The sequence below is a fragment of the Tsukamurella asaccharolytica genome, from assembly GCF_007858435.1.
Lineage (GTDB): Bacteria > Actinomycetota > Actinomycetes > Mycobacteriales > Mycobacteriaceae > Tsukamurella > Tsukamurella asaccharolytica.
The window spans coordinates 276141-296189 of sequence record NZ_VIGW01000002.1 but is presented as its reverse complement, the minus strand read 5'-3'; the positions used below and the strand labels follow the sequence as shown (position 1 = coordinate 296189).

Here is a 20049-nt window from a genome sequence, read left to right as displayed (position 1 = left end):
ATACCGTCGCGTCTTTGACCTGCGCTGTTGCGTACGAATCAGTGCGGGGACGTATGCGGCGGTGTGCAGCACTTGTGACACCCTCGTGACACCGAGGGCTGTACGATCGGCAGTGCGGGGTGCGCCCCTCCATCCCCATGGAGGCAGTGCGGCCCCGCCCTCGTCTCAGGAGGCTGCCACCCGTGACCGTCATCGAGATCCTCAACGCCCGCCGCGCCGGCCTCGTCGCTGAGCCGGGCACCTCGAACCCGTACGACGGCAACATCACGCCCGTGCTGGCCCAGATGTGGCGCGCCGGGTACCGGCAGATGCTCGCCGATCGCCTCGCGACCTCGCCCGCCCGGCAGGCGTACCTGTCGCAGCGGCACCTAAGCCAGCCGCGTGATCCGCCCGTCGGCGTCAACGCGGAACCGGTGACCCGCCGGCGGGACCGGTAGCCCGGCGAGGCGGCACGCGGCCGTCAACTCCACCCGGGTGACCACCACCGGCCGCCCGGCCTCCACCCGCTCGATCTGCTCCGGCCACGGAGCGACGAAGCAGCCGTCGGACACGTCGACACGGTCGCCGTAGGTGCCGATGAGCGAGTCCCAGTGCTCGACGAGGCCCGCGAGGAGTCCCCGCGCGGTGGTGGCTGCTGAGGGGCCGACGCTACGCGCCACCGGTCGCCTCCTGCTCACGCTGGCGGTCCCACCGGACCTGCACCGCCTTCTGGTGCCGCACGCTCTTCGCCGGCCCCTCGCCGATGTGGATCCGGCCGAGTAGGTCGACAAGGGCGCGGTCCTGTGCCCGGATCTCTGTGTTCAGCTTCACAATCAGCGCCGTGCCCGCGGCGCCGGCCTGCTCGGCCGCGAGCAGCGCGAGAAGATCGGCGCGACGGTCGGCCGCGCCCTCCGCGAGCGCGAGGTACTCGAGCTCCCGGTCGTCCCACACCAACGTCCGGCCCAGGCGCGACGCTTCAGCGGCCAGCGCGGCGTCGAGACGTCGCCGCAGCTTGCGCCCCTCGGTCATCCTGCGACCCATCACGGGCTCCTTCCGGCGGATCTCGGTTGTAATACGCGAATTGCGAGCCACTAGGCCACGGGTGCCGCCGTGGTGAGGGGTGGGAGTCACCCCCCACCCTCGCCCCGGTGGCGTGTGGCTGGTGGATCGCGGTGGGCGGCGAGGACATTTCCACAGGACTCGCCGCCCACCGCAGGCTTCAGGGGTCAGAACGAGGTGAGGCCGCCGGCGCCGCGGGTGGCCGCTGCTTCGGCTTCCGCCTTGGCGCGGAGCTGGGTGGCGATCTTCTCGGCGGCGGCGCGGGCCTCGTCGACGGTGGGGAACCACAGCTGTCCGCCGGCGCGGATACCCATGCGAAAGACCTCTCGAGGGGTCGTTGCTCCATGGAGGCGACCGTCGAGCGCGCGTGGATCGCGCCACGTGCCGCAGTTCACGCCGCTGGCGTCGTGGGTGGACCCCAGGGGCTTGAGCCACAGGTCGCGGACGGTGCCGAGGCTGTCGAGGAGTTCCGCGGCGTGGTCGGCGCCGGCGACGGTGCGGGCGGCGTCGGTCTCGCCTGTCCGCACCAGCTCGGCGAGGGGCTTGTCGATGTGGGCGTCGGCCTCGAGGATGGCGATCGCGGTGTCGGCCTGTTCAGCGAGGGCGGCGTGCAGTTCGCTGGCGTGGTCGAGGATCGCGGTGGTGACGCGGCGGCCGGTGATCTGTCGGGCCTGCTGCCACGCGGAAAGGTGGGCGCCGTGCAGGGCGCTGGCTTCGAGTGCGGCGGTGACGGTCTTGGCGGGTGCGCCGTCGGCGATGAGCTGCGCGACGGCGCCGGGGTCGGGCTGCTCGGGGCGGGCGGCGTCGACCTGGTCGAGCGCGGCGACGGCGTCGAGGACCGGGTCGGGCAGGGCGATGCCTAGGCGGTCGAAGGTGGCGACGGCGTCGCGTGCGCGGTAGCGGTGGTCGGTGGTCATGGCGGTCTCCTCGTGGGTGTTAGGCGTCGCCGCGGCCGAGGCGGACGCGGAGGGCGCGGGTGGCCTGTCGCTTCTTCTCGCCGGGTGCGAGGGGTTCTTCCTCGGCGGCGGCGCCGGACTTCAAGGCGGGGTCGGGCTTGTCGGCGGCGGGCTTGTCCGGGTCGTTGACGGTCGCGGTGTTGCGGCCGACGTAGTCGCGGAGCGCGGTCGCGGCCTGCTCCTTGAGGTCGACGGCGCTCTCCTGGAAGACCTGCCGGGTGAGGGTGCGGAACTCTTCGACGGTGAGGTCGCCGAGGCGTTGTTCGACGTCGTCGAGGTACTGGCCGCCGCTGCCGGTGCCGGCTTCGTCGTTCTTCATGGGTCCTCCTGTGGGAGTGCGGTTTTGGGTATCATCCATCGCCCTGCGATGCGTGTTCCGCCGAGGCGGGGTGCGAGCGTTCGGGCGTGCCGTGGGGTGCAGCCGAGGATGCGGGCGGCTTCGGTGGTTCCGACTAGGTCCGAGGATGCCACGGCGGATGGTTGGCCTGTTCCTCTTGGGGAACAGTGCATTTCGAGTTCGAGGCGTTGGACGAAGACGGCGACCTTCGGCGGCACGGGGAGCCCGCGGGCGCGGTGATGCCGGGCGAGGAACAGGGCGGCGCGGACCTCGTCGGGGCTGAGGTTCACGGTGTGGCCTGGTGGGTGCCGCAGATCGGGTCGCAGCCGCAGTCGAAGTCGGGATGTCGGGGCATAGTGTCATCGCCGCCGCCGAGGCCGCCGCACATGTCGCAGTAGCCGTCGCAGCAGCCGAGGCCGTCGGGGCAGAACCAGCGGTGGCAGTCGCAGTCGCACGGTGGCACGTTCATCGGAGCTGGCCGCCTTCGTCGGCGATGAAGTGGGCGAGCTGCAGGGCGCCGGCGCGGTCGAGTTCGACGCGGCCGACACCGTTGAGCGACAGCGTCAGGCGGTGGTTGCGGATGGCGACGGTCACGGTGACGTCGCCGCGGTTGTCGGGCCGCTGAGTGAGGGACTTGATGCGGATGTTCACGGTGGGATCTCCGTTCGGGAGGTGGGCTTATCGGTTGAGGCGAAGGTGCGCGACGCCGGGGCGGCGACTGTTGGCCGAGTCGACGGTGACGGGGCGCAGCGGCGGCGGTGCGGGTGCCGGCGGGCGCGATGGGGCGGGCTCGGCGCAGTCGTCGCACATGTCGGTGGTGGCGGCGTCGTGCAGCTCGAGCGAGCAGCTCCGGCACCGTACTCGGCCGTCCCCCGAGACCCGCTCGTCCGACTGCGGAATTTCCGCAGTCGATTCGAGGTCGCGGCGGGCGCCGGCGCGGTCGAGTTCGACGCGGCCGACACCGTTGAGCGACAGCGTCAGGCGGTGGTTGCGGATGGCGACGGTCACGGTGACGTCGCCGCGGTTGTCGGGCCGCTGAGTGAGGGACTTGATGCGGATGTTCACGGTGGGATCTCCGTTCGGGAGGTGGGCTTATCGGTTGAGGCGAAGGTGCGCGACGCCGGGGCGGCGACTGTTGGCCGAGTCGACGGTGACGGGGCGCAGCGGCGGCGGTGCGGGTGCCGGCGGGCGCGATGGGGCGGGCTCGGCGCAGTCGTCGCACATGTCGGTGGTGGCGGCGTCGTGCAGCTCGAGCGAGCAGCTCCGGCACCGTCGAGCGGCAGGGGTGTTCATCGCGGGTCCTTTCGGGGTCGACCGGCGATGCGAGCCGGCTCGGGGATGCGCCCGGCGACGACGCCGTGCGGGCGATGCCGTGCGGGGAGTGAGTCGAGCCAGCGCGTGCAGTCCTCGAGTGCTGGGCAGCGGGTCTGACAGATCGTCGCGGCCGCGCCGTGGCGGTACCCGACGTCGTCGGGGGCCTCGCCGGGGCGTGCCGCGTCGAACAGGGCGTGTTGCCGATCGCACGCGGCGCCGTCGAGCTTCGGGGTGCCGGCGAGGATCGCGGCGAGGGCGTCGATCACGGCTTCGGGGTCGAGTGCTCCGAGTGGCTTTCGGGTGTGTGTCCCGTGTCCCGCGCCTATAGAAGCGCTGGGACACTGGGACACTGAACACCCAGCGTCCCCTGAAACACTGGGGACACTGCCGGGACACTCGGGACACTGATGGGTCATGCCGCACCCCCGCCGCTCCTACCAGCGGCGACACAGGTGAGGTGCCGCCCGATCTGTCCCGCGGTCAGCGGATTTCCGCATGACGCACACGGGCGCGCGATCCGATGGAGCTTCGCACCCCTCGGACCGTCCTCCGTCGCCAACAGTTCGCGTGCGCTTCGCAGCTTCAGGGCGGCGTCGATCGCGTGCTTGCTGTGCTCACTGTCGGCGAGCGCCGCCTTGATCTCACGGCCGCTGAGCGCCGCTGCCGGCGCCGCGGCGACGGCACGCTCGGCAAGCACCTCGACGATGGCGGACAACGCCGCCTCGGCCTTCTCGTCCCGGCGTGACCCGCCCGAGTAGCTCAGTCTCCGCGAGCCCTCGTCGAAGATCATGCGCCCCTCCGGGATGTCCACCCCGCGGCCGTAGGCCGAGAAGAACCGAGCCGACGCGGGATTGTCAGGCTCGGCGCGGAGGATCTTCCAGCCGACGTCGGGCCAGTCGAGAAGCCGGGAGTCGCCGCGGGTCCGCTCGCCTTGGTGGCCCATGTGGTGAACGACGAGCGCCTCCTTGGCTCCCGCCTCGTACAGCAGCGCGTCGAATGCGACGAGGAAACGCCCGGCGTCCTTGTCCTCGGAGAGGCCGAGCGCATCGAGCACGGGGCGCAGACAATCGAGCACCACGTACTCGACGCCCGCGAGGTGTTCGGCCCAGCGTGCGCGGGTCGCGTCGTCGAGGATGTTGAACGATCCGAGGCGGCCGCGGAGCGAGTAGACGTCGACCTGTTGGCCGTTCTCGATTCCCTGTTCGCGAAGCCAGATCCGGAGCATGTTCTCGTCGAGTTCGTCGTCGAGCAGCGCCACACGATCGGGACGCACCACCTCGTACCGACCGAGGAACGGGTCACCGTCTGCGAGGGAGCGGATCACGTTGCCGACGAGGGTCGTCTTGCCGGCCTTGTACTGGGCGGCCAGCAGTGCCCGCGCGCCCGCGGGCTGCAGCCCGCTGATGCGCCAGGCGGTCAACGGGTCCGGCTCAGCGGTGAACGCGTCGAGACGTCGGCGCGGCGGGAGTTCGACCTGCGCGCGATTGCTCTCCTCGTATCGGCGATCGGCCTCGTCGCGTGCATGGCGTACGAGCAGGTGGTACCGAACCGCCTCCTCGAGCTGCAGCGCCTCGTCGTCGGTCGCGGGCGTGAACGTCATGCTGCCCCCGCCCTGCCGGTGCGCGCGGCGCGCGCTGCCGCCGCGAGGTCGCCGGCGTGATCGAGCACGGCGTGCGCCCGGAACCTGGTGTAGCCGTGGGTGTCGCCGTGCTCGGTGACCTCAAACGGGGTGTTCGTCGAGTACACGAACAGGCAGCCGTTGCGGACCGTCGCGGAGCACGCCGACGTGGCCGCGGGGTGGAGCCAGACGCTCCCGTCGTCGTCGCCGGTGCCGCGAGCGAGCCGCCACCCGTGCGGGCCGAGGATCTCGGCCCACGTGGTGTTCGCGGTGAACTCATCGGCGATCGACGAGCCCCGAAGCAGCGGAGGCAGGAGGGCACGCGGCCGAGACAGCGGGCGCGCCACCGGGATCCGCTGCTGCGGACGGATCGCGTCGGCGAGCCACTCGGCCGGCTGCTCGATGTACGCTTCGGGGCTACTGATCCAGGCGTACCGGCCGCCGTTGGGGTGCACCGACGGGGGCAGTACGACGTACCCGCCGTGGCCCTTGATGTCGACGCCGTCGCAGAGGCGTCCGCGGTACGGGCCGGGGTGCTCGACCCACAGGTGCAGGGAGCCGGTGGGGGACATCGCGGTGACGGAGTGCCAGGGGATCGGGCGGCCGGCGGCGAGGTCGAGGAGGTTCGCCATGCCGTCGACGCCGTGCCCTTCGACGGTGTCGATGTCGAGTACGACGATGTCCGCCGGGGGCCGGCCGCCGATGTTCCAGTCGGCCCCTGCAGGCCACCATCGCTGGATCTGTTCGTCGTCTGTGGTGGCGTCGAGGTGGCCGCGGCCACCGGCCGGCACCTTGCTGCCGGGCTTGCAGCGGAACACCTCGATCTCGTGTTTGCCGTAGTGGCGTGCCCACCATGAGGGGTCTTCGGTGGTCATGTTCGGCGGGATTCCTTGTCTCCGAATCGGGTTGGGTGGTGTCCCGGTGTCGTGGCGGCGGCCCTGGTGGTGGGCGTATCCCCCGCCGCCACGACACCGGGCGGTCAGGTGGAGAGCTGTTCCTCGAGGGCGCGCAGGTAACGGCAGTCGGTGTACTTGCGCGCTTTCCGTCGCCCGGCTGGTCCGGTGACGGGGCGGTTGGGCGTCCCGGGCAGCCCGCACAGCGTCGCCGTTGCGCACGCGGACAACCACAGGTGCAGCACGTCGGAGGCCTCGTTTCGGGCGGGCGCGTCGCGTTTCGGCTCGGCGATCACCGGGCGACCTCCAGCGCGGCCGCGACGACGTCGAGGATCATGGCGCCGTCGTGCGGGTCGAAGCCGACGAGCTGGGCGATCGCGTGCGCGGTGCCGGCGTACTCGGCGGCGTTGATGCCGAGCCGTACGAGCGTGGCGGGATCGTGCGGCAGGTACTCGTCGGGCGCGGCGGCGATGGCGATGTCGCCGTCGAAGTAGTCGCGGAGGAACGCGGCGAAGGTGTCGCGGCGGTCGGTGGGGTCGACGACGATATGGGCGGTCCCGTCGGCGTACTCGATGACGGTGGTGAGCCGTCGCGTTCGACGCGCGTCGGCGTGCTGGTCTACCGTGCTCATTACTGGTTCTCCTGTTGGTGGGTGATCTGGTTGATGGCCTCGGTGGCGTTCTTGGCGGGATGCACCGGGGCCGCTCTCATTTCCGGGGTGCGGTCGACCTGCTGGCCGCGGCAGAGGTCGGCGTTCTCGTCGAGGGCGGCGTACCGCGCGCGCCGGCGCTGGTCCGCGTCTGATGCGGCGGCCATGACCGCGAGCACGGCGAGGAACACGACGAGCGCCCAGTAGTGCGTCATGCGACGCCGGCTTCGAGGCGGTCGATGTACTCGGCGATCTGCTTGTCGGTGCTGAAGCGCCGTTTGCCGATCGTGACGCTTGCGAGTGCGCCGGACTTCCAGAGGGCGAAGACGGTCGACCGGCTGACCTTGAGTTGGGCGCCTACATCGGCGTGATCGTTCAGGAGCGGTACCGGAGGATTCGGCAGGTTGGTGGGCATCATCGATTCCCTTTGGGTTCGTGGTTTCTACGAGCGGAAGGGCTCGTGCTCGTAAGGCAACCACAATCGTGACAAGTACGCAAGAGTCCACTACCGTGCGTGTCTATGACGAGTAGAGATGAAGTTCGGCAGGATGCAGACCTGCCTGCACGTGTAGCGGCGGCAGTGCGGGTCGCGCGGACCAAGCGCGGTCTCACCGCGGCACAGCTCTCGGACAGGACTGCGCAATTCGGCAAGACGATCTCCCGCGCCGTGATTAGCGACCTCGAGACCGGCCGGAAGAAGACGCTCGATGTCGCCGAGCTGATATCGCTATCAGCCGCCCTGGATACGTCGCCCGCTGTGTTGTTATTCGGTGACCAACTGGCCGACGGCGAGGTTGAGCTTCTGCCGGGCCTCAAGATGACGGCTATTGCTGCACTGCAATGGTTTTCGGGGATTGAGCCGATGGTCGAAGGTGTCGACGGAGGTCGGTATCGAGAGGCCAATCGCCCGGCCTCCCAGGCGCGGAAAATCGAGGAGGTGCGTCAGTTCGCGAGGGCCGCTGCGATTGAGTTTCGGGACACGCGAGACATAGACCTATTGCAGGAGGCGGTTCGCTCCAAAATAGCGGCCGAAATTGAGGCACGCGATGCCGGACTGATTGTTGTGGACGATGGGTAGGCAGCAGCTCCCGCCACAGATCCGCAAGCGAGAAGTCCTCGATCGGCGCACCGGCAAGACGATCATCCGCTACGAACTGGTCGTGGACGCCGGAGTGCACCCGGAGACCGGCCGCCGCCGGCAGGTACGACGACGGTTCCCAACGGAGAAGGCTGCGAAGGACGCGCTGACCGAGATCGCCGGGCAGGTCGCCGATGACACGTACGTGCCGCGCAAGGCTGTCACCGTCGACGAGCTGTGCGCCGACTGGCTCGGCTCGCTGCACAACGTCCGAGGCACCACGCGTAGTAGCTACGAGTACAACCTCGCCCCGGTGCGCGAGCAGCTCGGCGATCTCGCCGCGCAGAAGCTCACCCGCCGTCACGTCGACGAGCTGATCGAGACCATGCGCAAGGGCGGCAGCCTCACCGAGGCCGGCCGCGCACGGAAGCCCTGGGCGGCGCGGTCGGTGAACAAGATGCTCGAGAACCTCGTCGCGGCCCTCGACTACGGCATCGAGCGGCGCGAACTCGGTCGCAACGTCGCGGAGAAGATCAAGAAGCTACCGCTGACCACCAAGCAGATGGACACCTACACGCCCGACGAGATCCGCAAGGTGCTCGCCAAGGCCGACGGGCACCGCGTCGGGCAGCTCGCGTACCTCGCCCTGTCCGGGTTCCGCCGAGGCGAGATCTCCGGCCTGCGGTGGGAGCACGTCGACCTCACCGCCGGAATCATCACGGTGACCACCAGCCGCGCTGTGGTGAGCAAGACCGTGGTCGACGGCGCGGTGGAGGAGAACGCGCCGAAGACGGCCGCGGGCCGCCGGACGTTGCCCGTGGACGCCGGCCTGGTGACCGTGCTCAAGAATGCCCGGAAGCGCCAGGCGGTCGAGCGGCTCGCGCTGGGGGAGGCGTACAGCGCTGAGGGGTACGTCGTCGCCGACGAGGCCGGCCGCGCGTACTTCCCGAACACGATCGGCCGACTGTGGCACGAGATCACCGACGAGGCCGGGGTGCGGCAGATCCGGCTGCACGACGCCCGGCACTCCGCGGCGACCGCGATGCACCTGCGGGGCGTGCCGATGGCGGTGATCGCGTACTGGCTCGGGCACACGGACGCGAGCTTCACACAGCGGACGTACGCGCACAGCCAGGACGACGAGCTGCGCAAGGCCGCGGCGAGTTTGGGAGCAGTTGTGACATCCTGTGACACCGAGGCCGGATCGGGGGCCTGATTTGAGCTTGCGGACCCACATTCGTGCAGGTCATTGGTGGAGCCGATGACGGGAATCGAACCCGCGCTACCTGCTTGGGAAGCAGGAGTTCTACCATTGAACTACATCGGCAGTCGCGGCGCCGTCCAACGACGGGTCGCGCGTACCGGCAACACTAGCACGGTCGCCGTCGGCGTCGCCGGGCCGTCACCACCGCTCGAAACTCTGCGCCGAGACGAAGAATCCGTGACCACCGCGGCGGCACGTCACGCCGCGCCGTTCGGAGGTGCAGGTCATGCCGCCCGCCGTCACGCTGTGCCCGTATTCGAGGGTCTTCTGGTCGCGCAGCAGGGCGAAAACGCCCTGGTTGAAGCAGGACGGGGTGAACGGGCCGCCGTCCTGGGAGGCGTAGCCCTTCGACAGGTGTTCGACGGGCATGGCCCCCGGACCGTCGCCCTGGTCGCAGGTCGCGCCGGGCGGTATCACGGTGGTCCCGACCTGGCATCCCACCAGGGCGGCGTCGAGCCCGCACGCGATGTTGCGGGTCGGGGTGAAGAAGTACACGCCCCCGCCGCCGGCCGCGGCCCGATACCGATCGGCCGGGTCGGCGACGATTCCCGCCGGCGCGGGCGCCGACCCGGCCGGGTTCGCGGGGGCGACGGTGTCCGAGGCCGTGACCGGCACCGATGCGGTGCCCTCCGGCGCCGTGACCGGCGCCGTGACCGGCGGAGGCACGCTGGCCGTCGGCGGACCGTCGGACCCGGAACCGCACGCGGAGAGGGCGAGGGCGATGAGGGCCGGGAGCACGAACTGTGCGGGCTTCATGCCTTATGGTCGGCGCGCGGCCGGGGATCGTTACCCGTGGCAATTCTCGCGCCGCGGAAGGCCTGCCCTACGCTGAAGTCGTGCTGCTCTCCGATCGCGACATCCACGCCAACGTGGAATCCGGCCACCTGGGGATCGACCCCTTCGACCCGCAGATGGTGCAGCCGTCGAGCGTGGACGTGCGGCTCGACGGCCTGTTCCGGGTGTTCAACAACACCCGGTACACCCACATCGACCCGAAGCAACGGCAGGACGAGCTGACCTCGCTGGTCGAGCCCGCGGAGGGGGAGCCCTTCGTGCTGCACCCGGGCGAGTTCGTGCTCGGCTCCACGCTCGAGGTGTGCACCCTGCCCGACGACCTGGCCGGACGCCTCGAGGGCAAGTCCTCGCTGGGCCGCCTCGGCCTGCTCACGCACTCGACCGCCGGCTTCATCGACCCCGGCTTCTCGGGGCACATCACGCTGGAGCTGTCGAACGTCGCGAACCTGCCGATCACGCTGTGGCCGGGCATGAAGATCGGCCAGCTGTGCCTGTTCCGGCTGACCAGCCCGGCCGAGAACCCCTACGGCAGCTCAACAGTGGGGTCGAAGTACCAGGGCCAGCGTGGACCGACACCGTCGAAGGCGTACCTGAACTTCCAGCACTGATCCTCGGGTCAGTCGGCGGAGTGCCGACCGCGGCGCGGCGGCGGGTCCTGCGCCGGAGGATCCGGCAGCACCGGCGGGCGCGGCTGGGGCCGCGGGGGCGCGGGGATCGGTCCCGACGGTAGACGTCGGCGGCCCGGCCGGGGAGCCGGGGAGGCGGGCGGCGCGACCGGCCGCTCGGCGCGACGCGCGGAGGGTGGCGTGGGGCGCGGGGCGACGGGGAACGCTCCCGTGGCGGGCTGCGGATCCGCGGCGCTCGCGGCCGGCGGGGCGCTCGCGGCCGGCGGGGGGCCCACCGGCTCCGCAGGCTCGACCGGGGACTGCTCCGAGGGCGCGTCGGCACCGTCGGGCGCCCCGGCGGGTGCCGCCGCCGACCGCGCGGCGGCGCGGCGCTCGCGCACCCGGATCTCCGACGGGTCGGCGTCGGGGTGGGCCCGCGTGTAGCGCTCGGCGGCCTCGGCGCTCACGGCGACGCGCTTCGGCTTCGCGAGCAGCGTCGCGATGGCGGTGGTCAGCGGCACGGACAGGGCGAGGCCGATGCCGCCGACGAAGGCGCGGACCAGCTCGATCGCCACCGAGTCCGACGTGAGCACCTGCCCCAGCGGGCGGCCCGCGATGGAGAAGAGCAGCAGCAGCGGCAGTGCCGTGCCGACGTAGGCGAAGACCAGGGTGTAGACCGTCGACGCGATGTGGTCGCGGCCCACGCGCATGGCGGAGAGGAAGGTGCGGCGCCGCGAGGACTTCGGGGACAGTTTCGCGAGCTCGAACGTCGCCGACGACTGGGTGATCGTCACGTCGTTGAGCACGCCGAGCGCTCCGATGATGAATCCCGCGAGCAGCACCCCGGAGGTCGAGACCGTCACGGCGTAGGCCTGCAGATTGGTGGTGTCCTCGCTGCTCAGCCCGGTGACCTGAGTGGTGGCCGTGGCGAGCCAGGCCAGCACGCCGCAGACCGCGAGCGAACAGAGCGTGCCCAACAGGGCTGCCGACGTCCGCAGCGAGACGCCGTGGGCCAGGTACAGCACCAGGTAGAGGATCACCGCCGACGCGACCAGCGCCACCCAGACGGCCGAGTGCCCGTCGAGGATCGACGGCAGCGCGAAGAAGACGATCACCACGCCCGAGAGCGCGAGCCCCAGCAGCGCCCGGAGGCCGCGCCACTGTGCCACCGCGATCACGACGGCCGCGAACACCAGGCCCCACACCCATAGCGAGATGCCGCGCGCGTAGTCGTAGAAGGCGTAGTTCGTCGGGGAGCCGGCCACGCCGCCCCCGTTCCAGCTCATCACGATCTTCGTGCCGGGCGAAAGGTCGGGTTGTCCCGTCCCAGGGGTGGCCGGACGCGACCGGTCGATGCCCGACGGTGGCGCGTCCGGCGCGGTCCTGCCGGGCACGGCGGAGATGTTCATCCGCTGCGTGCCGATGGAGAACATCGTCCACTTTCCGGCGTCCGGGCCGCTGGTGATCCTGACGGAGCTGTTGAGGCAGCCGCCGTCGGCGTTGAGCACCGGGTGCGGCTCGGTCTCGCTGAGTTGGCCGTTGCCCGTCGGCGAGAAGTCGCAGTCGCCGACCAGCTGCTCGGCGACCTCGCCGTTGGCCAGCGTGGGCGTCTGCGGCCCCGAGGGTACGTCGACCCGGATCTGCGACGGCCAGAGGAGGATCACGCCCGCGACGACGAGGACGCCGATCACGGCGAGCAGGCCGACCACCACGCGCGACGCCCATCTCCCGAGGGAGATGTTGGTCAGCGAATGGCTGTGCACGTGCGCTGCGGCGTCGTCGTGCTCGTCGTGGTCGTGGTCGGCTGTCACGCCGATACCCTACTTCTGCTTGTACGAACTCAGGAAGTTGCCGAAACGATCGAGGGCCTCCGCGAGGTCACGAGCCCAGGGGAGAGTCACCACGCGGAGGTGGTCGGGCGTGGGCCAGTTGAAGCCCGTGCCCTGGACGAGGAGGATCTTCTCCTGGTTGAGCAGGTCGAGGACCATCTGCTCGTCGTCGCGGATCTCGTGCACCTCCCTGTCCAGCTTCGGGAAGGCGTACAGCGCGCCCTTCGGCTTGACGCAGCTCACCCCGTCGATGGCGTTGAGCTTGTCGAAGGCGACGTCGCGCTGCTCCAGCAGCCGCCCGCCCGGCAGGATCAGATCGTTGATCGACTGGTAGCCGCCGAGCGCCACCTGGATCGCGTGCTGCGCGGGAACGTTGGGGCACAGGCGGGTCGAGGCGAGCAGGGTCAGGCCCTCGATGAAGCCGGAGGCGTGGTCCTTGGGCCCGGTGAGCACCATCCAGCCGGCGCGGTAGCCGCACACCCGGTACGCCTTCGACAGCCCGTTGAAGGTACACACCAACAGGTCCGGGGCGAGCTCGGCGATGGAGATGTGCTTGGCACCGTCGTAGAGGATGCGATCGTAGATCTCGTCGGCCAGGACCAGGAGCGAGTGCTTGCGCGCCACCTCGACGATCTGCTGCAGCGTCTCCCGCGAGTAGACCGCGCCCGTGGGGTTGTTCGGGTTGATCACGACGATCGCCTTGGTGCGGGGTGTGATCTTCGCCTCGATGTCCTCGACGGACGGGTTCCAGTCGTTGTCCTCGTCGCACATGTAGTGCACGGGCGTGCCCCCGGAGAGCGACGTCATGGCCGTCCAGAGCGGGTAGTCGGGCGCGGGGATCAGCACCTCGTCGCCGTTGTTCAGCAGCGCCTGCAGCGTCATCGTGATCAGCTCCGAGACCCCGTTGCCGAGGTACACGTCGCCGATGTCGAAGTACGGGAAGTCCTGGACCTCCTCGTACCGCGTCACCACGGCCCGTCGCGCGGAGGCGATGCCCTGCGACTCGCTGTAGCCCTGCGAGGTGGGCAGCGCGTGGATCATGTCGCGGACGATGGAGTCCGGCGCCTCGAAACCGAAGGTCGCCGGGTTACCGATGTTCAGCTTGAGGATGCGGTGCCCCTGCGCCTCGAGCCGAGCCGCCTGTGCCACCACGGGTCCACGGATCTCGTACAGCACGTTCTGCAGCTTGGCGGACTGCTCGAGCGGCTTGAGTTCGGTGCGGATGTGGGGCACATGCGGTCGGCTCATGGGCTATATCGTCGCAGGCTGCGGCAAATCCTTTTCGCTCACCTCGGTGTTGTCCGACGGTGCGCCCCGCTGCGCCCGGTGCTTGGCCGCGCCGATCACGAGCAGTGCGTAGCCCACCGCGACCCAGGCGCCGAGCACCGCGAACGCGGCGCCGGCCCCGGCGCCGATGAGTCCACCGTCGGCGAAGAAGGCCGCGCTGCGCAGGGCCGTGCCCGTGGCGCCGATCGGCAGGCTCTGGCCGAGCGTCGCCCAGATGTGCGGCAGGAACTCCGGGGGCATGGCGATACCCGCCAGCGGCATGCCGATCAGCATGAACAGCAGCGCCGCGGGCGCGATGCCCTTGGTGCCGAACAGGGAGACCAGGCCCGCGACCGTCGACCCGATGGCGAGCATGCCCGCACTCATCGCGAGCCACTGGCCCCAGAAGCCCCCGGGCAGCACGCCGATCCACATCGCGGCGCCCACGGCCGCCGCGCCCACGACCGCGGCGCCGACGGGCAGGGCCGCGGCGACGATCTTCGGGTGGCCGCCGATCAGGACGGTCGACAGCGCCAGCACCATGCCGGAGAGGAAGACGGGCATCACGATCGAGCCGAAGCCGGCGCCGCGCGGGTCGTCGGCGGAGAGCGGCGCGACCTCGACGGTTCGCACCTCCTGGCCCTGCGCCATCGCGGTGGCCATCTGGGTGATCATCGGGGCGACGGCGGGCGAGGCGCCGCTGGCTACGACGGCCTTCGGTTGCGCCCCCTGGGCGCCGGGGACGGCGGGCACGATGCCGCCGTACACCTCGCGGTCTTGCGCGGCCTGGACCAGCGCCGCCTCCGAGTCGTAGGAATGCACTTCGAAGCCGCCGGGCTGCTGCGCATCGAGTCGCTGCCCGACCTGCTCCGCGGTGGCGGCCGGGCCGACGACCCCGATCGGCAGGTCACGCGGTTTGCCGTGCGACGACGGTGCGGTGAACAGCAGGACGATCAGCGGGATGACGATCGCCAGTCCGGCGAAGGCCGCCGCGAGCGTGGCGTGGGACTTGCTCATGGTGGAGCACCTCCAAGTAATTCAACGTGTGATGAACCCGAGAGTACGGCCGCCGGGGAACAGAAGTCAACAGGCGTTGAAATACTGTTAGGATCGGGGCATGGCCACAGGCAGACGAGCGGGCACCAGCACCGCCAAGGCGGACATCCTCGATGCGGCGCGCGAGCTCTTCGCCGAGCTGGGCTACGACCGCGCCACGATCCGCGCCATCGCGGCCCGTGCGGGCGTCGACGTGGCGCTGGTGTCGTACTACTACGGCAACAAGAAGGGCCTGTTCCGAGGCGTGATGAGCATGCCCGTCGACCCGGAGGAGATCATCATCGCCGCGCTCGACGGTCCGCGCGAGGGCGTGGGGGAGCGGTTGGTCCGGGCCGCGCTCTCCGTCTGGGAGGGGCCCGAGACCTCCGAGGCGTTCCGCGCACTGCTCCGCGCCGCGGTCGACGCGGACGAGGGGGCGTCGAGGACCTTCGGCGAGTTCGTCTCCTCGGCGATGATCCCGACACTGACGAAGCACGCCGGTGTCACCAAGGAGACGGCGCGGGTGGTCGCCAGCACGATGTTCGGTCTGTCCTTCATGCGCTACCTGGTCGGCGCGCCACTGTTCCTGGAGCCGACACCCGAGGAACTGGTCGCGACCTACGGCGCCGCGATCCAACGCGTCGTCGACGCCGACGCGGGCTGAGACCCCGGGGAATCAGCCCTTCTCGCGCTTCCCCGAGTCAGTCGCTGGGGGCGTGGAGGATCTCGGTGGGCTCGACCACCTCGGAGGCGGCCGGAGCCCCGTCGCCGAGGTTGTGGAACGCGCGGCCGAGCTCCTCGGAGACGTCGATGATCCGCGCCTTTTTGACCTCGGGCTTGTCGATCTCCTCCGCCACGTACTGGGCGATGAAGCGACGGATCTCCGAATCGACGCTGGCCACGACGCGCACGATCGAGCCGCGGATGGTGCGCGATTCCACGTCGACCCACACGTCCTTGGGCTTCGGCGGGTCGACCTCGATCCGCAGCTCCAGCGGCGCCGCGGCGCGCACGGTGAGCGGCAGCGTGATGAGGCCGGCCACGTCGTAGCGGATCCGGTCGACCTTGAGGTCGATCAGCAGTCCGATGCGCAGCGGGATCTTCACCGTGAAGGTGATGAGCTCGCCGACCTGGCGGGTGAGCTGCGGCTCGTCGATCTCGACCTGCGCCCACACCTTGGCCATTCCACCGGGGCCCGACGGGATCGGGCCCACGGTGAAATCGCCACCGGCGATATCGGCGAACGCGGAGCCCACACGCTCCTCGTTCACGGCGATCTCGAAGAACCGCCGGCCGAACTCCTCGTAAGTCACGTACTCAGGCACGCGTACATCCTGCCGCAGAAGCGAAAGTCCGTCGGGGAGCTTCGATCACTTCCGGCCGCCGGGACGCTTCGCGCCCGCCGCGATCCCGAAGCCCTTGGCCTTCGATTCACCCTCCGTCGCCACCGTGCGGTCGCTGCCGCCCGACGGTGCCTTCGGCTGGTCAGCTGGGGTTTCCGGGGCCGGCGGTGCCGCCTCCGGTGCCGCCGCGGGGGCCTCCTCCGCGACCTCGGCCGCCGGCTCGGGTGTGACCGGCGTCTCAGCCGCTGCGGGTGCCGAATCCGTCACAGGCGCTGGCTTCGGAGCACCCGGCTTCGTGGCGCCGGGGCGCTTGGCGCCCGCGGCGATGCCGAAGCCCTTGGCCTTCGACTCGCCCGCGGTGGTCAGCGTGCGGTCCTCGGCCGGTGCCTCCGCCGGGGCGGAGGGCGCTTCGGCTGCGGGGGCCTCAGCGGCCGGGGTGGCGGGGGGCTCGGCAGCGGGGGCGGCGGGTGCTGCGGGGGCAGGAGCTGCGGCCGCTGCGGGCTTCGTTCCGCCGGGCTTCTTCGCGCCCGGGCGCTTCGCGCCGCCGGCGATCCCCAGCCCGACCGCGGGCTTCGCAGGCGCTGCCGGAGCGGCGGGCGCCTCCGCCGCCGGAGCGGCCGGGGTCTCCGCGGGGGCGGACTCGGCGGCCGGAGCTGCGGCGGGCGCGGAGCCGGGCTTCTTCGCGCCCGGACGCTTCGCGCCCCCGGCGAGACCGAGGCCGACCGCGGGCTTCGCGGGCGCTGCCGGAGCGGACTCGGCGGCCGGTGCGGACTCGGCTGCCGGTGCAGCCGGGGCAGCGGGCTTGGCGCCGCCGGGCTTCTTCGGGCCGCCGGGGCGCTTGCCGCCCCCGGCCAGGCCGAGGCCGACCGCGGGCTTCGCCTCCTTCTTCTCCGCCGGCTCCGCGGGCGCCGACGCGGCGGGCGCGGCGGCCGGAGCCGACGCGGGGGCCTCGGCGGGCGCCTCCGCGAGGGCGGAGGCACCGTCGGAGACCTTGCGGTTCGGGTTGCCCACGACGATGCCCTCGGGGAGCCCGCGCTTGACGGACTCGAGGAGCATCTGCGCGACGTCGACGACCTCGGGCGCGGCGGCCTCGTCGTCTGCGGTCTGGGCGGTCACTCCGTCGGAGAGCATGACGCGGCAGAACGGGCAGCCGGTCGCGATCTTCTTCGGGGTGGCCTCCGGCGAGCTCGAGAGCGTGTTCAGGGCCTCGTCGACGCGGTCGATGTTGATCCGCTTGCCGAGCTGCTCCTCCATCCACATGCGCGCGCCACCGGCGCCACAGCACATGGACCGCTCGAGGTGCCGCGGCATCTCCTTGAGCGTGGCGCCCGAGGCGCCGATCAGCTCACGCGGGGCCTCGTAGACCTGGTTGTGCCGGCCGAGGTAGCAGGGGTCGTGGTAGGTCACGTCCTCCGACGGGGGCGCGACGGGCACGAGGCGCTTCTCGCGGACCAGCTTGTTGAGCAGCTGCGTGTGGTGCACGACCTCGTACTGGCCGCCCACCTGCGGGTACTCGTTGCCGAGAGCGTTGAAGCAGTGGGCGCAGGTCACGACGATCTTGCGCTGCTTCGCGGGCAGGCCGTCGAAGACCTCGTCGAGCTGCTCGATGTTCTGCTGCGCCAGCATCTGGAACAGGAACTCGTTGCCGGCGCGACGGGCCGAGTCGCCGGTGCAGGTCTCGCCCTGGCCCAGCACCAGGAAGTTCACGGCCGCGACGTCGAGGAGCTCGGCGACGGCCTTGGTGGTCTTCTTGGCGCGATCCTCGAAGGCGCCGGCGCAGCCGACCCAGAAGAGGTACTCGAAGCCGTCGAAGGACTCGACGTCCTGGCCGTATACCGGGATGTCGATGTCCATCTCGTCGATCCAGGCGGTGCGCTGGCTGGAGTTCTGGCCCCAGGGGTTGCCCTTGTTCTCGAGGTTCTTGAACAGGCCGGCCAGCTCGTGCGGGAACTCCGACTCGATGAGCACCTGGTAGCGGCGCATGTCGACGATGTGGTCGACGTGCTCGATGTCGACGGGGCACTGCTCGACGCACGCGCCACAGGTGGTGCAGGACCAGAGGACCTCGGGGTCGATGACGCCGCCCAGGGCGCCGTCCTCGCCGGCGGGCCCGACCAGGGCGCGCTCGGCCTCGGCGCGGGCCTCGGCGGGGATCTTGTCGAGCTTCGCCTCGTCCGGGTTGCCCTCGGCGTCGACGAGGCCGATCTGCTCGCCCGACGGGTCCGTGCGGCCGCCGGCCAGCAGGTACGGGGCCTTCGCGTAGCCGTGGTCGCGCAGGCCCATGATGAGCAGCTTCGGGCTCAGGGGCTTGCCGGTGTTCCACGCGGGGCACTGGCTCTGGCAGCGGCCGCACTCGGTGCAGGTCGTGAAGTCCAGCCAGCCCTTCCAGGAGAAGTCCTCGATCTTCCCGGCGCCGAGGTTGTCGACATCCGGGTCGGTGTTCTCCATGGTCAGGACCTTGCCGTTGGAGATCATCGGCTTGGCGGCGCCCAGTGCGCGCCGGCTGCCCAGGTCGCGCTTGAAGTAGATGTTGAAGAAGGCCGAGAAGCGGTGCCACGCGACGCCCCAGGTGAGGTTGCTGCCCACCAGGATGAGGAACAGGACGCCGGAGATTAGCTTGATGAAGGCGAAGACGGTGATCAGCGTCGGGCTCGCGGGCAGCAGGGTCGCGACGTGGCGGGTGAAGAAGTCGGTGACCGGATTCGCGTCGCCGTAGGTGGCGATCTTGCTCGCCTTCACCAGGATCATGCCGACGCCCTCGGACAGCACGATGGCCTCGATCGTGTACGCGGGCAGGAACTTGCTGCCGGCGAAGCGCGAGAACAGCGCGGGATTGCGCGGGTGCTTGACCTGGCGCACCACGATGAGCACGAGGATGCCGAGGAACGTCGCGATGCCGAGGACCTCGTCCATCAGGCGGTACACCGGCCACGAGCCGACGACCGGCCAGTGGAACGTCGGGTCGAAGGTCTGCGGGAGCGCCTCGAACCAGAAGACCATGCCGGCGAGGAAGCCGACCATGACGAACCAGTGGGCGATGCCCACGGTCCGGTTCTTGATCATCTTGGTGTGGGCGAGGAACTCGACCACGACCTCCGCGGCGCGGGGGATGAAGGGGAGCCAGCGGTCCTTCGCGGACTGGCCCTGGGCGATGATCCGCACCATGCGGAATGCCCCGCGGAAGAAGATTGCCCAGGCGACGGCAAAGGCGACTGCGCCGATCGTGCCGAGGGCGATGTTCAGCGGGGTGATGTCGGACTCGGCGGCGGCCAAATACGTCTGGTCCACGTCGTGCACCTTTCTGCCTCGCGGGCTGGGCTCAACGCCTGATGTTACTCGTCGGTAATATTAGCGCGAAACCACTGCGTCTGGCCTAACGGTAGATCGCGGACCTGCAGGGCTTCGCGTGAAGGTTCACCTAACTACGTGCTCAGTACGATGTGATCATGCGTTCCGTCGCGTCGTCAGGCGCCCGCCCGCTCGGGCGGATGCGTTCCGTGGTGACCGGCATCACGGGCGCGGGGCCGCTCTACCCGCCGGCGTCAGCGCCGCCCGCCCCCGTCGCGATCGCCCTGGGAGCCTCCGTGCGGGGCGGTCGGCCCGGCTCCTTCGTCGAGGGCCGACTCGAGGCGTCGCTGCAGCTCCTGCGATTGGGGAAGGTCGAGAAGATCCTGGTCTCGGGGAACTCCGAGGGGCTCTCCGGTGATGAGATCGCCGTCATGACGGGCTGGCTTCGCGCGCGCGGCGTGCCCGACTCGGCCCTGCTCACCGACGGCGCCGGCCTCGACACCTTTCTCTCCTGCCTCCGCGCGCGCGACGAGTTCGGGATCCATCGCGTCCTGCTCGTCTCCCAGGGCTTCCACGCCCGACGGGCCGTCGCCCTCGCTCGGCACCTCGGCCTCGACGCCGACGCCGTCCGCGCGGAGTGCGACTGCACCCGTCGCGCGTGGGTCCGCAACCTCGCGCGCGAGTACCTCCTGTCCCGACCCAAGGCCGCCCTCGACATCGCCCGGGGGCGCTGACCTGCCT

The 20049-nt window shown here is 70.6% G+C and carries 27 protein-coding genes and 1 tRNA gene; 6 read left to right on the top strand and 22 right to left on the bottom strand.

Annotated features, from left to right (window positions below; all coding sequences use genetic code 11):
* The first annotated feature begins 182 nt into the window (after positions 1–182).
* Complete coding sequence (locus FK529_RS04705; protein WP_166436371.1) at positions 183–437, top strand: ribosome modulation factor; 255 nt, start codon at positions 183–185, stop codon at positions 435–437.
* Here the strand turns inward: FK529_RS04705 and FK529_RS04700 are convergent.
* From FK529_RS04700 to FK529_RS04630, 15 genes are all read right to left on the bottom strand, one after another.
* The gene (locus tag FK529_RS04700; protein WP_146559866.1) at positions 369–659 is read right to left on the bottom strand and encodes a hypothetical protein; all 291 of its coding nucleotides are present in this window, start codon (positions 657–659) and stop codon (positions 369–371) included. The two genes, FK529_RS04705 and FK529_RS04700, sit on opposite strands and share 69 nt — an antisense overlap.
* On the bottom strand, positions 649–1020 hold the full coding sequence (locus FK529_RS04695) for a hypothetical protein (protein WP_146559865.1): 372 nt from the start codon (positions 1018–1020) through the stop codon (positions 649–651). Before FK529_RS04695 ends, FK529_RS04700 begins: the two co-directional genes overlap by 11 nt.
* A gap of 185 nt (positions 1021–1205) precedes the next feature.
* The gene (locus FK529_RS04690; RefSeq protein ID WP_146559864.1) at positions 1206–1955 is read right to left on the bottom strand and encodes a hypothetical protein; all 750 of its coding nucleotides are present in this window, start codon (positions 1953–1955) and stop codon (positions 1206–1208) included.
* Positions 1956–1974: 19 nt separating this feature from the next.
* Entirely contained in the window at positions 1975–2313 is a 339-nt protein-coding gene (locus FK529_RS04685) for a hypothetical protein (RefSeq protein ID WP_146559863.1), read from the bottom strand.
* Between the two features lie 304 nt (positions 2314–2617).
* Complete coding sequence (locus tag FK529_RS04680) at positions 2618–2800, bottom strand: hypothetical protein (RefSeq protein ID WP_146559862.1); 183 nt, start codon at positions 2798–2800, stop codon at positions 2618–2620.
* Positions 2797–2982, bottom strand: coding sequence for a hypothetical protein (locus FK529_RS04675; RefSeq protein ID WP_146559861.1), 186 nt, complete (start codon positions 2980–2982; stop codon positions 2797–2799). The genes FK529_RS04680 and FK529_RS04675 overlap by 4 nt, the downstream gene beginning before the upstream one ends.
* A 27-nt stretch (positions 2983–3009) precedes the next feature.
* Complete coding sequence (locus FK529_RS04670) at positions 3010–3396, bottom strand: hypothetical protein (RefSeq protein ID WP_146559860.1); 387 nt, start codon at positions 3394–3396, stop codon at positions 3010–3012.
* 27 nt (positions 3397–3423) lie between these two features.
* Positions 3424–3624: a hypothetical protein gene (locus FK529_RS04665; RefSeq protein WP_146559859.1), complete on the bottom strand. Its 201-nt coding sequence runs from the start codon at positions 3622–3624 to the stop codon at positions 3424–3426.
* The gene (locus FK529_RS04660) at positions 3621–3911 is read right to left on the bottom strand and encodes a hypothetical protein (protein ID WP_146559858.1); all 291 of its coding nucleotides are present in this window, start codon (positions 3909–3911) and stop codon (positions 3621–3623) included. The genes FK529_RS04665 and FK529_RS04660 overlap by 4 nt, the downstream gene beginning before the upstream one ends.
* Before the next feature lie 146 nt (positions 3912–4057).
* Complete coding sequence (locus tag FK529_RS04655) at positions 4058–5245, bottom strand: ATP-binding protein (RefSeq protein WP_146559857.1); 1188 nt, start codon at positions 5243–5245, stop codon at positions 4058–4060.
* Positions 5242–6138 carry a bifunctional DNA primase/polymerase gene (locus FK529_RS04650; RefSeq protein WP_146559856.1) on the bottom strand — a complete coding sequence of 299 codons (897 nt, stop codon included), beginning with the start codon at positions 6136–6138 and terminating at the stop codon, positions 5242–5244. The genes FK529_RS04655 and FK529_RS04650 overlap by 4 nt, the downstream gene beginning before the upstream one ends.
* A gap of 104 nt (positions 6139–6242) precedes the next feature.
* Complete coding sequence (locus FK529_RS04645) at positions 6243–6452, bottom strand: hypothetical protein (protein WP_146559855.1); 210 nt, start codon at positions 6450–6452, stop codon at positions 6243–6245.
* Complete coding sequence (locus tag FK529_RS04640) at positions 6449–6787, bottom strand: hypothetical protein (protein ID WP_146559854.1); 339 nt, start codon at positions 6785–6787, stop codon at positions 6449–6451. The genes FK529_RS04645 and FK529_RS04640 overlap by 4 nt, the downstream gene beginning before the upstream one ends.
* Entirely contained in the window at positions 6787–7020 is a 234-nt protein-coding gene (locus tag FK529_RS04635; protein WP_146559853.1) for a hypothetical protein, read from the bottom strand. The genes FK529_RS04640 and FK529_RS04635 overlap by 1 nt, the downstream gene beginning before the upstream one ends.
* The gene (locus tag FK529_RS04630; protein WP_146559852.1) at positions 7017–7220 is read right to left on the bottom strand and encodes a hypothetical protein; all 204 of its coding nucleotides are present in this window, start codon (positions 7218–7220) and stop codon (positions 7017–7019) included. Before FK529_RS04630 ends, FK529_RS04635 begins: the two co-directional genes overlap by 4 nt.
* A 105-nt stretch (positions 7221–7325) precedes the next feature.
* Between FK529_RS04630 and FK529_RS04625 the strand changes: the two genes are divergently transcribed.
* Positions 7326–7883 carry a helix-turn-helix domain-containing protein gene (locus FK529_RS04625; RefSeq protein WP_146559851.1) on the top strand — a complete coding sequence of 186 codons (558 nt, stop codon included), beginning with the start codon at positions 7326–7328 and terminating at the stop codon, positions 7881–7883.
* Positions 7876–9099 carry a tyrosine-type recombinase/integrase gene (locus FK529_RS04620; protein ID WP_146559850.1) on the top strand — a complete coding sequence of 408 codons (1224 nt, stop codon included), beginning with the start codon at positions 7876–7878 and terminating at the stop codon, positions 9097–9099. Before FK529_RS04625 ends, FK529_RS04620 begins: the two co-directional genes overlap by 8 nt.
* Before the next feature lie 37 nt (positions 9100–9136).
* On the opposite strand, the gene FK529_RS04615 is transcribed toward FK529_RS04620, so the two are convergent.
* Both FK529_RS04615 and FK529_RS04610 read right to left on the bottom strand, forming a co-directional pair.
* Positions 9137–9210 (bottom strand) — tRNA-Gly (locus FK529_RS04615).
* Between the two features lie 75 nt (positions 9211–9285).
* Complete coding sequence (locus FK529_RS04610; RefSeq protein WP_146559849.1) at positions 9286–9903, bottom strand: hypothetical protein; 618 nt, start codon at positions 9901–9903, stop codon at positions 9286–9288.
* Positions 9904–9983: 80 nt separating this feature from the next.
* On the opposite strand from FK529_RS04610, the gene dcd reads away from it, so the two are divergent.
* The gene (gene dcd, locus FK529_RS04605) at positions 9984–10550 is read left to right on the top strand and encodes a dCTP deaminase (protein ID WP_146559848.1); all 567 of its coding nucleotides are present in this window, start codon (positions 9984–9986) and stop codon (positions 10548–10550) included.
* An 8-nt stretch (positions 10551–10558) separates the two neighbouring features.
* Here dcd and FK529_RS04600 read toward each other — a convergent pair whose 3' ends face one another.
* The 3 genes from FK529_RS04600 to FK529_RS04590 are packed head-to-tail and all read right to left on the bottom strand — an operon-like array spanning position 10559 to position 14659.
* Positions 10559–12358, bottom strand: coding sequence for a YibE/F family protein (locus tag FK529_RS04600; protein ID WP_146559847.1), 1800 nt, complete (start codon positions 12356–12358; stop codon positions 10559–10561).
* Between the two features lie 9 nt (positions 12359–12367).
* A complete protein-coding gene (locus tag FK529_RS04595) occupies positions 12368–13624 on the bottom strand; it encodes a pyridoxal phosphate-dependent aminotransferase (protein ID WP_146559846.1) in 1257 nt (418 codons plus the stop codon).
* Between the two features lie 3 nt (positions 13625–13627).
* Positions 13628–14659 (bottom strand): ABC transporter permease, encoded by a 1032-nt coding sequence (locus tag FK529_RS04590; RefSeq protein WP_146559845.1) that lies wholly within the window; start codon positions 14657–14659, stop codon positions 13628–13630.
* A gap of 100 nt (positions 14660–14759) precedes the next feature.
* On the opposite strand from FK529_RS04590, the gene FK529_RS04585 reads away from it, so the two are divergent.
* Positions 14760–15341: a TetR/AcrR family transcriptional regulator gene (locus FK529_RS04585; RefSeq protein ID WP_146559844.1), complete on the top strand. Its 582-nt coding sequence runs from the start codon at positions 14760–14762 to the stop codon at positions 15339–15341.
* A 37-nt stretch (positions 15342–15378) separates the two neighbouring features.
* Here FK529_RS04585 and FK529_RS04580 read toward each other — a convergent pair whose 3' ends face one another.
* Positions 15379–16002, bottom strand: a complete 624-nt coding sequence (locus tag FK529_RS04580) for a hypothetical protein (RefSeq protein ID WP_231702920.1) — start codon at positions 16000–16002, stop codon at positions 15379–15381.
* Between the two features lie 45 nt (positions 16003–16047).
* Entirely contained in the window at positions 16048–19272 is a 3225-nt protein-coding gene (locus FK529_RS04575) for a (Fe-S)-binding protein (protein WP_438947175.1), read from the bottom strand.
* Positions 19273–19466: 194 nt separating this feature from the next.
* Here FK529_RS04575 and FK529_RS04570 point away from each other — a divergent pair, with 194 nt between their 5' ends.
* A complete protein-coding gene (locus tag FK529_RS04570) occupies positions 19467–20042 on the top strand; it encodes a SanA/YdcF family protein (RefSeq protein ID WP_146559842.1) in 576 nt (191 codons plus the stop codon).
* Positions 20043–20049: the final 7 nt, after the last annotated feature.

Coding starts and splice junctions, on each gene's coding strand:
- FK529_RS04695 (WP_146559865.1), bottom strand. CDS start 1,020: ATGGGTCGCAGGATGACCGAGGGGCGCAAGCTGCGGCGACGTCTCGAC.
- FK529_RS04690 (WP_146559864.1), bottom strand. CDS start 1,955: ATGACCACCGACCACCGCTACCGCGCACGCGACGCCGTCGCCACCTTC.
- FK529_RS04685 (WP_146559863.1), bottom strand. CDS start 2,313: ATGAAGAACGACGAAGCCGGCACCGGCAGCGGCGGCCAGTACCTCGAC.
- FK529_RS04680 (WP_146559862.1), bottom strand. CDS start 2,800: ATGAACGTGCCACCGTGCGACTGCGACTGCCACCGCTGGTTCTGCCCC.
- FK529_RS04665 (WP_146559859.1), bottom strand. CDS start 3,624: ATGAACACCCCTGCCGCTCGACGGTGCCGGAGCTGCTCGCTCGAGCTG.
- FK529_RS04655 (WP_146559857.1), bottom strand. CDS start 5,245: ATGACGTTCACGCCCGCGACCGACGACGAGGCGCTGCAGCTCGAGGAG.
- FK529_RS04650 (WP_146559856.1), bottom strand. CDS start 6,138: ATGACCACCGAAGACCCCTCATGGTGGGCACGCCACTACGGCAAACAC.
- FK529_RS04640 (WP_146559854.1), bottom strand. CDS start 6,787: ATGAGCACGGTAGACCAGCACGCCGACGCGCGTCGAACGCGACGGCTC.
- FK529_RS04635 (WP_146559853.1), bottom strand. CDS start 7,020: ATGACGCACTACTGGGCGCTCGTCGTGTTCCTCGCCGTGCTCGCGGTC.
- FK529_RS04630 (WP_146559852.1), bottom strand. CDS start 7,220: ATGCCCACCAACCTGCCGAATCCTCCGGTACCGCTCCTGAACGATCAC.
- FK529_RS04625 (WP_146559851.1), top strand. CDS start 7,326: ATGACGAGTAGAGATGAAGTTCGGCAGGATGCAGACCTGCCTGCACGT.
- FK529_RS04620 (WP_146559850.1), top strand. CDS start 7,876: ATGGGTAGGCAGCAGCTCCCGCCACAGATCCGCAAGCGAGAAGTCCTC.
- FK529_RS04610 (WP_146559849.1), bottom strand. CDS start 9,903: ATGAAGCCCGCACAGTTCGTGCTCCCGGCCCTCATCGCCCTCGCCCTC.
- FK529_RS04595 (WP_146559846.1), bottom strand. CDS start 13,624: ATGAGCCGACCGCATGTGCCCCACATCCGCACCGAACTCAAGCCGCTC.
- FK529_RS04590 (WP_146559845.1), bottom strand. CDS start 14,659: ATGAGCAAGTCCCACGCCACGCTCGCGGCGGCCTTCGCCGGACTGGCG.
- FK529_RS04585 (WP_146559844.1), top strand. CDS start 14,760: ATGGCCACAGGCAGACGAGCGGGCACCAGCACCGCCAAGGCGGACATC.
- FK529_RS04570 (WP_146559842.1), top strand. CDS start 19,467: ATGCGTTCCGTCGCGTCGTCAGGCGCCCGCCCGCTCGGGCGGATGCGT.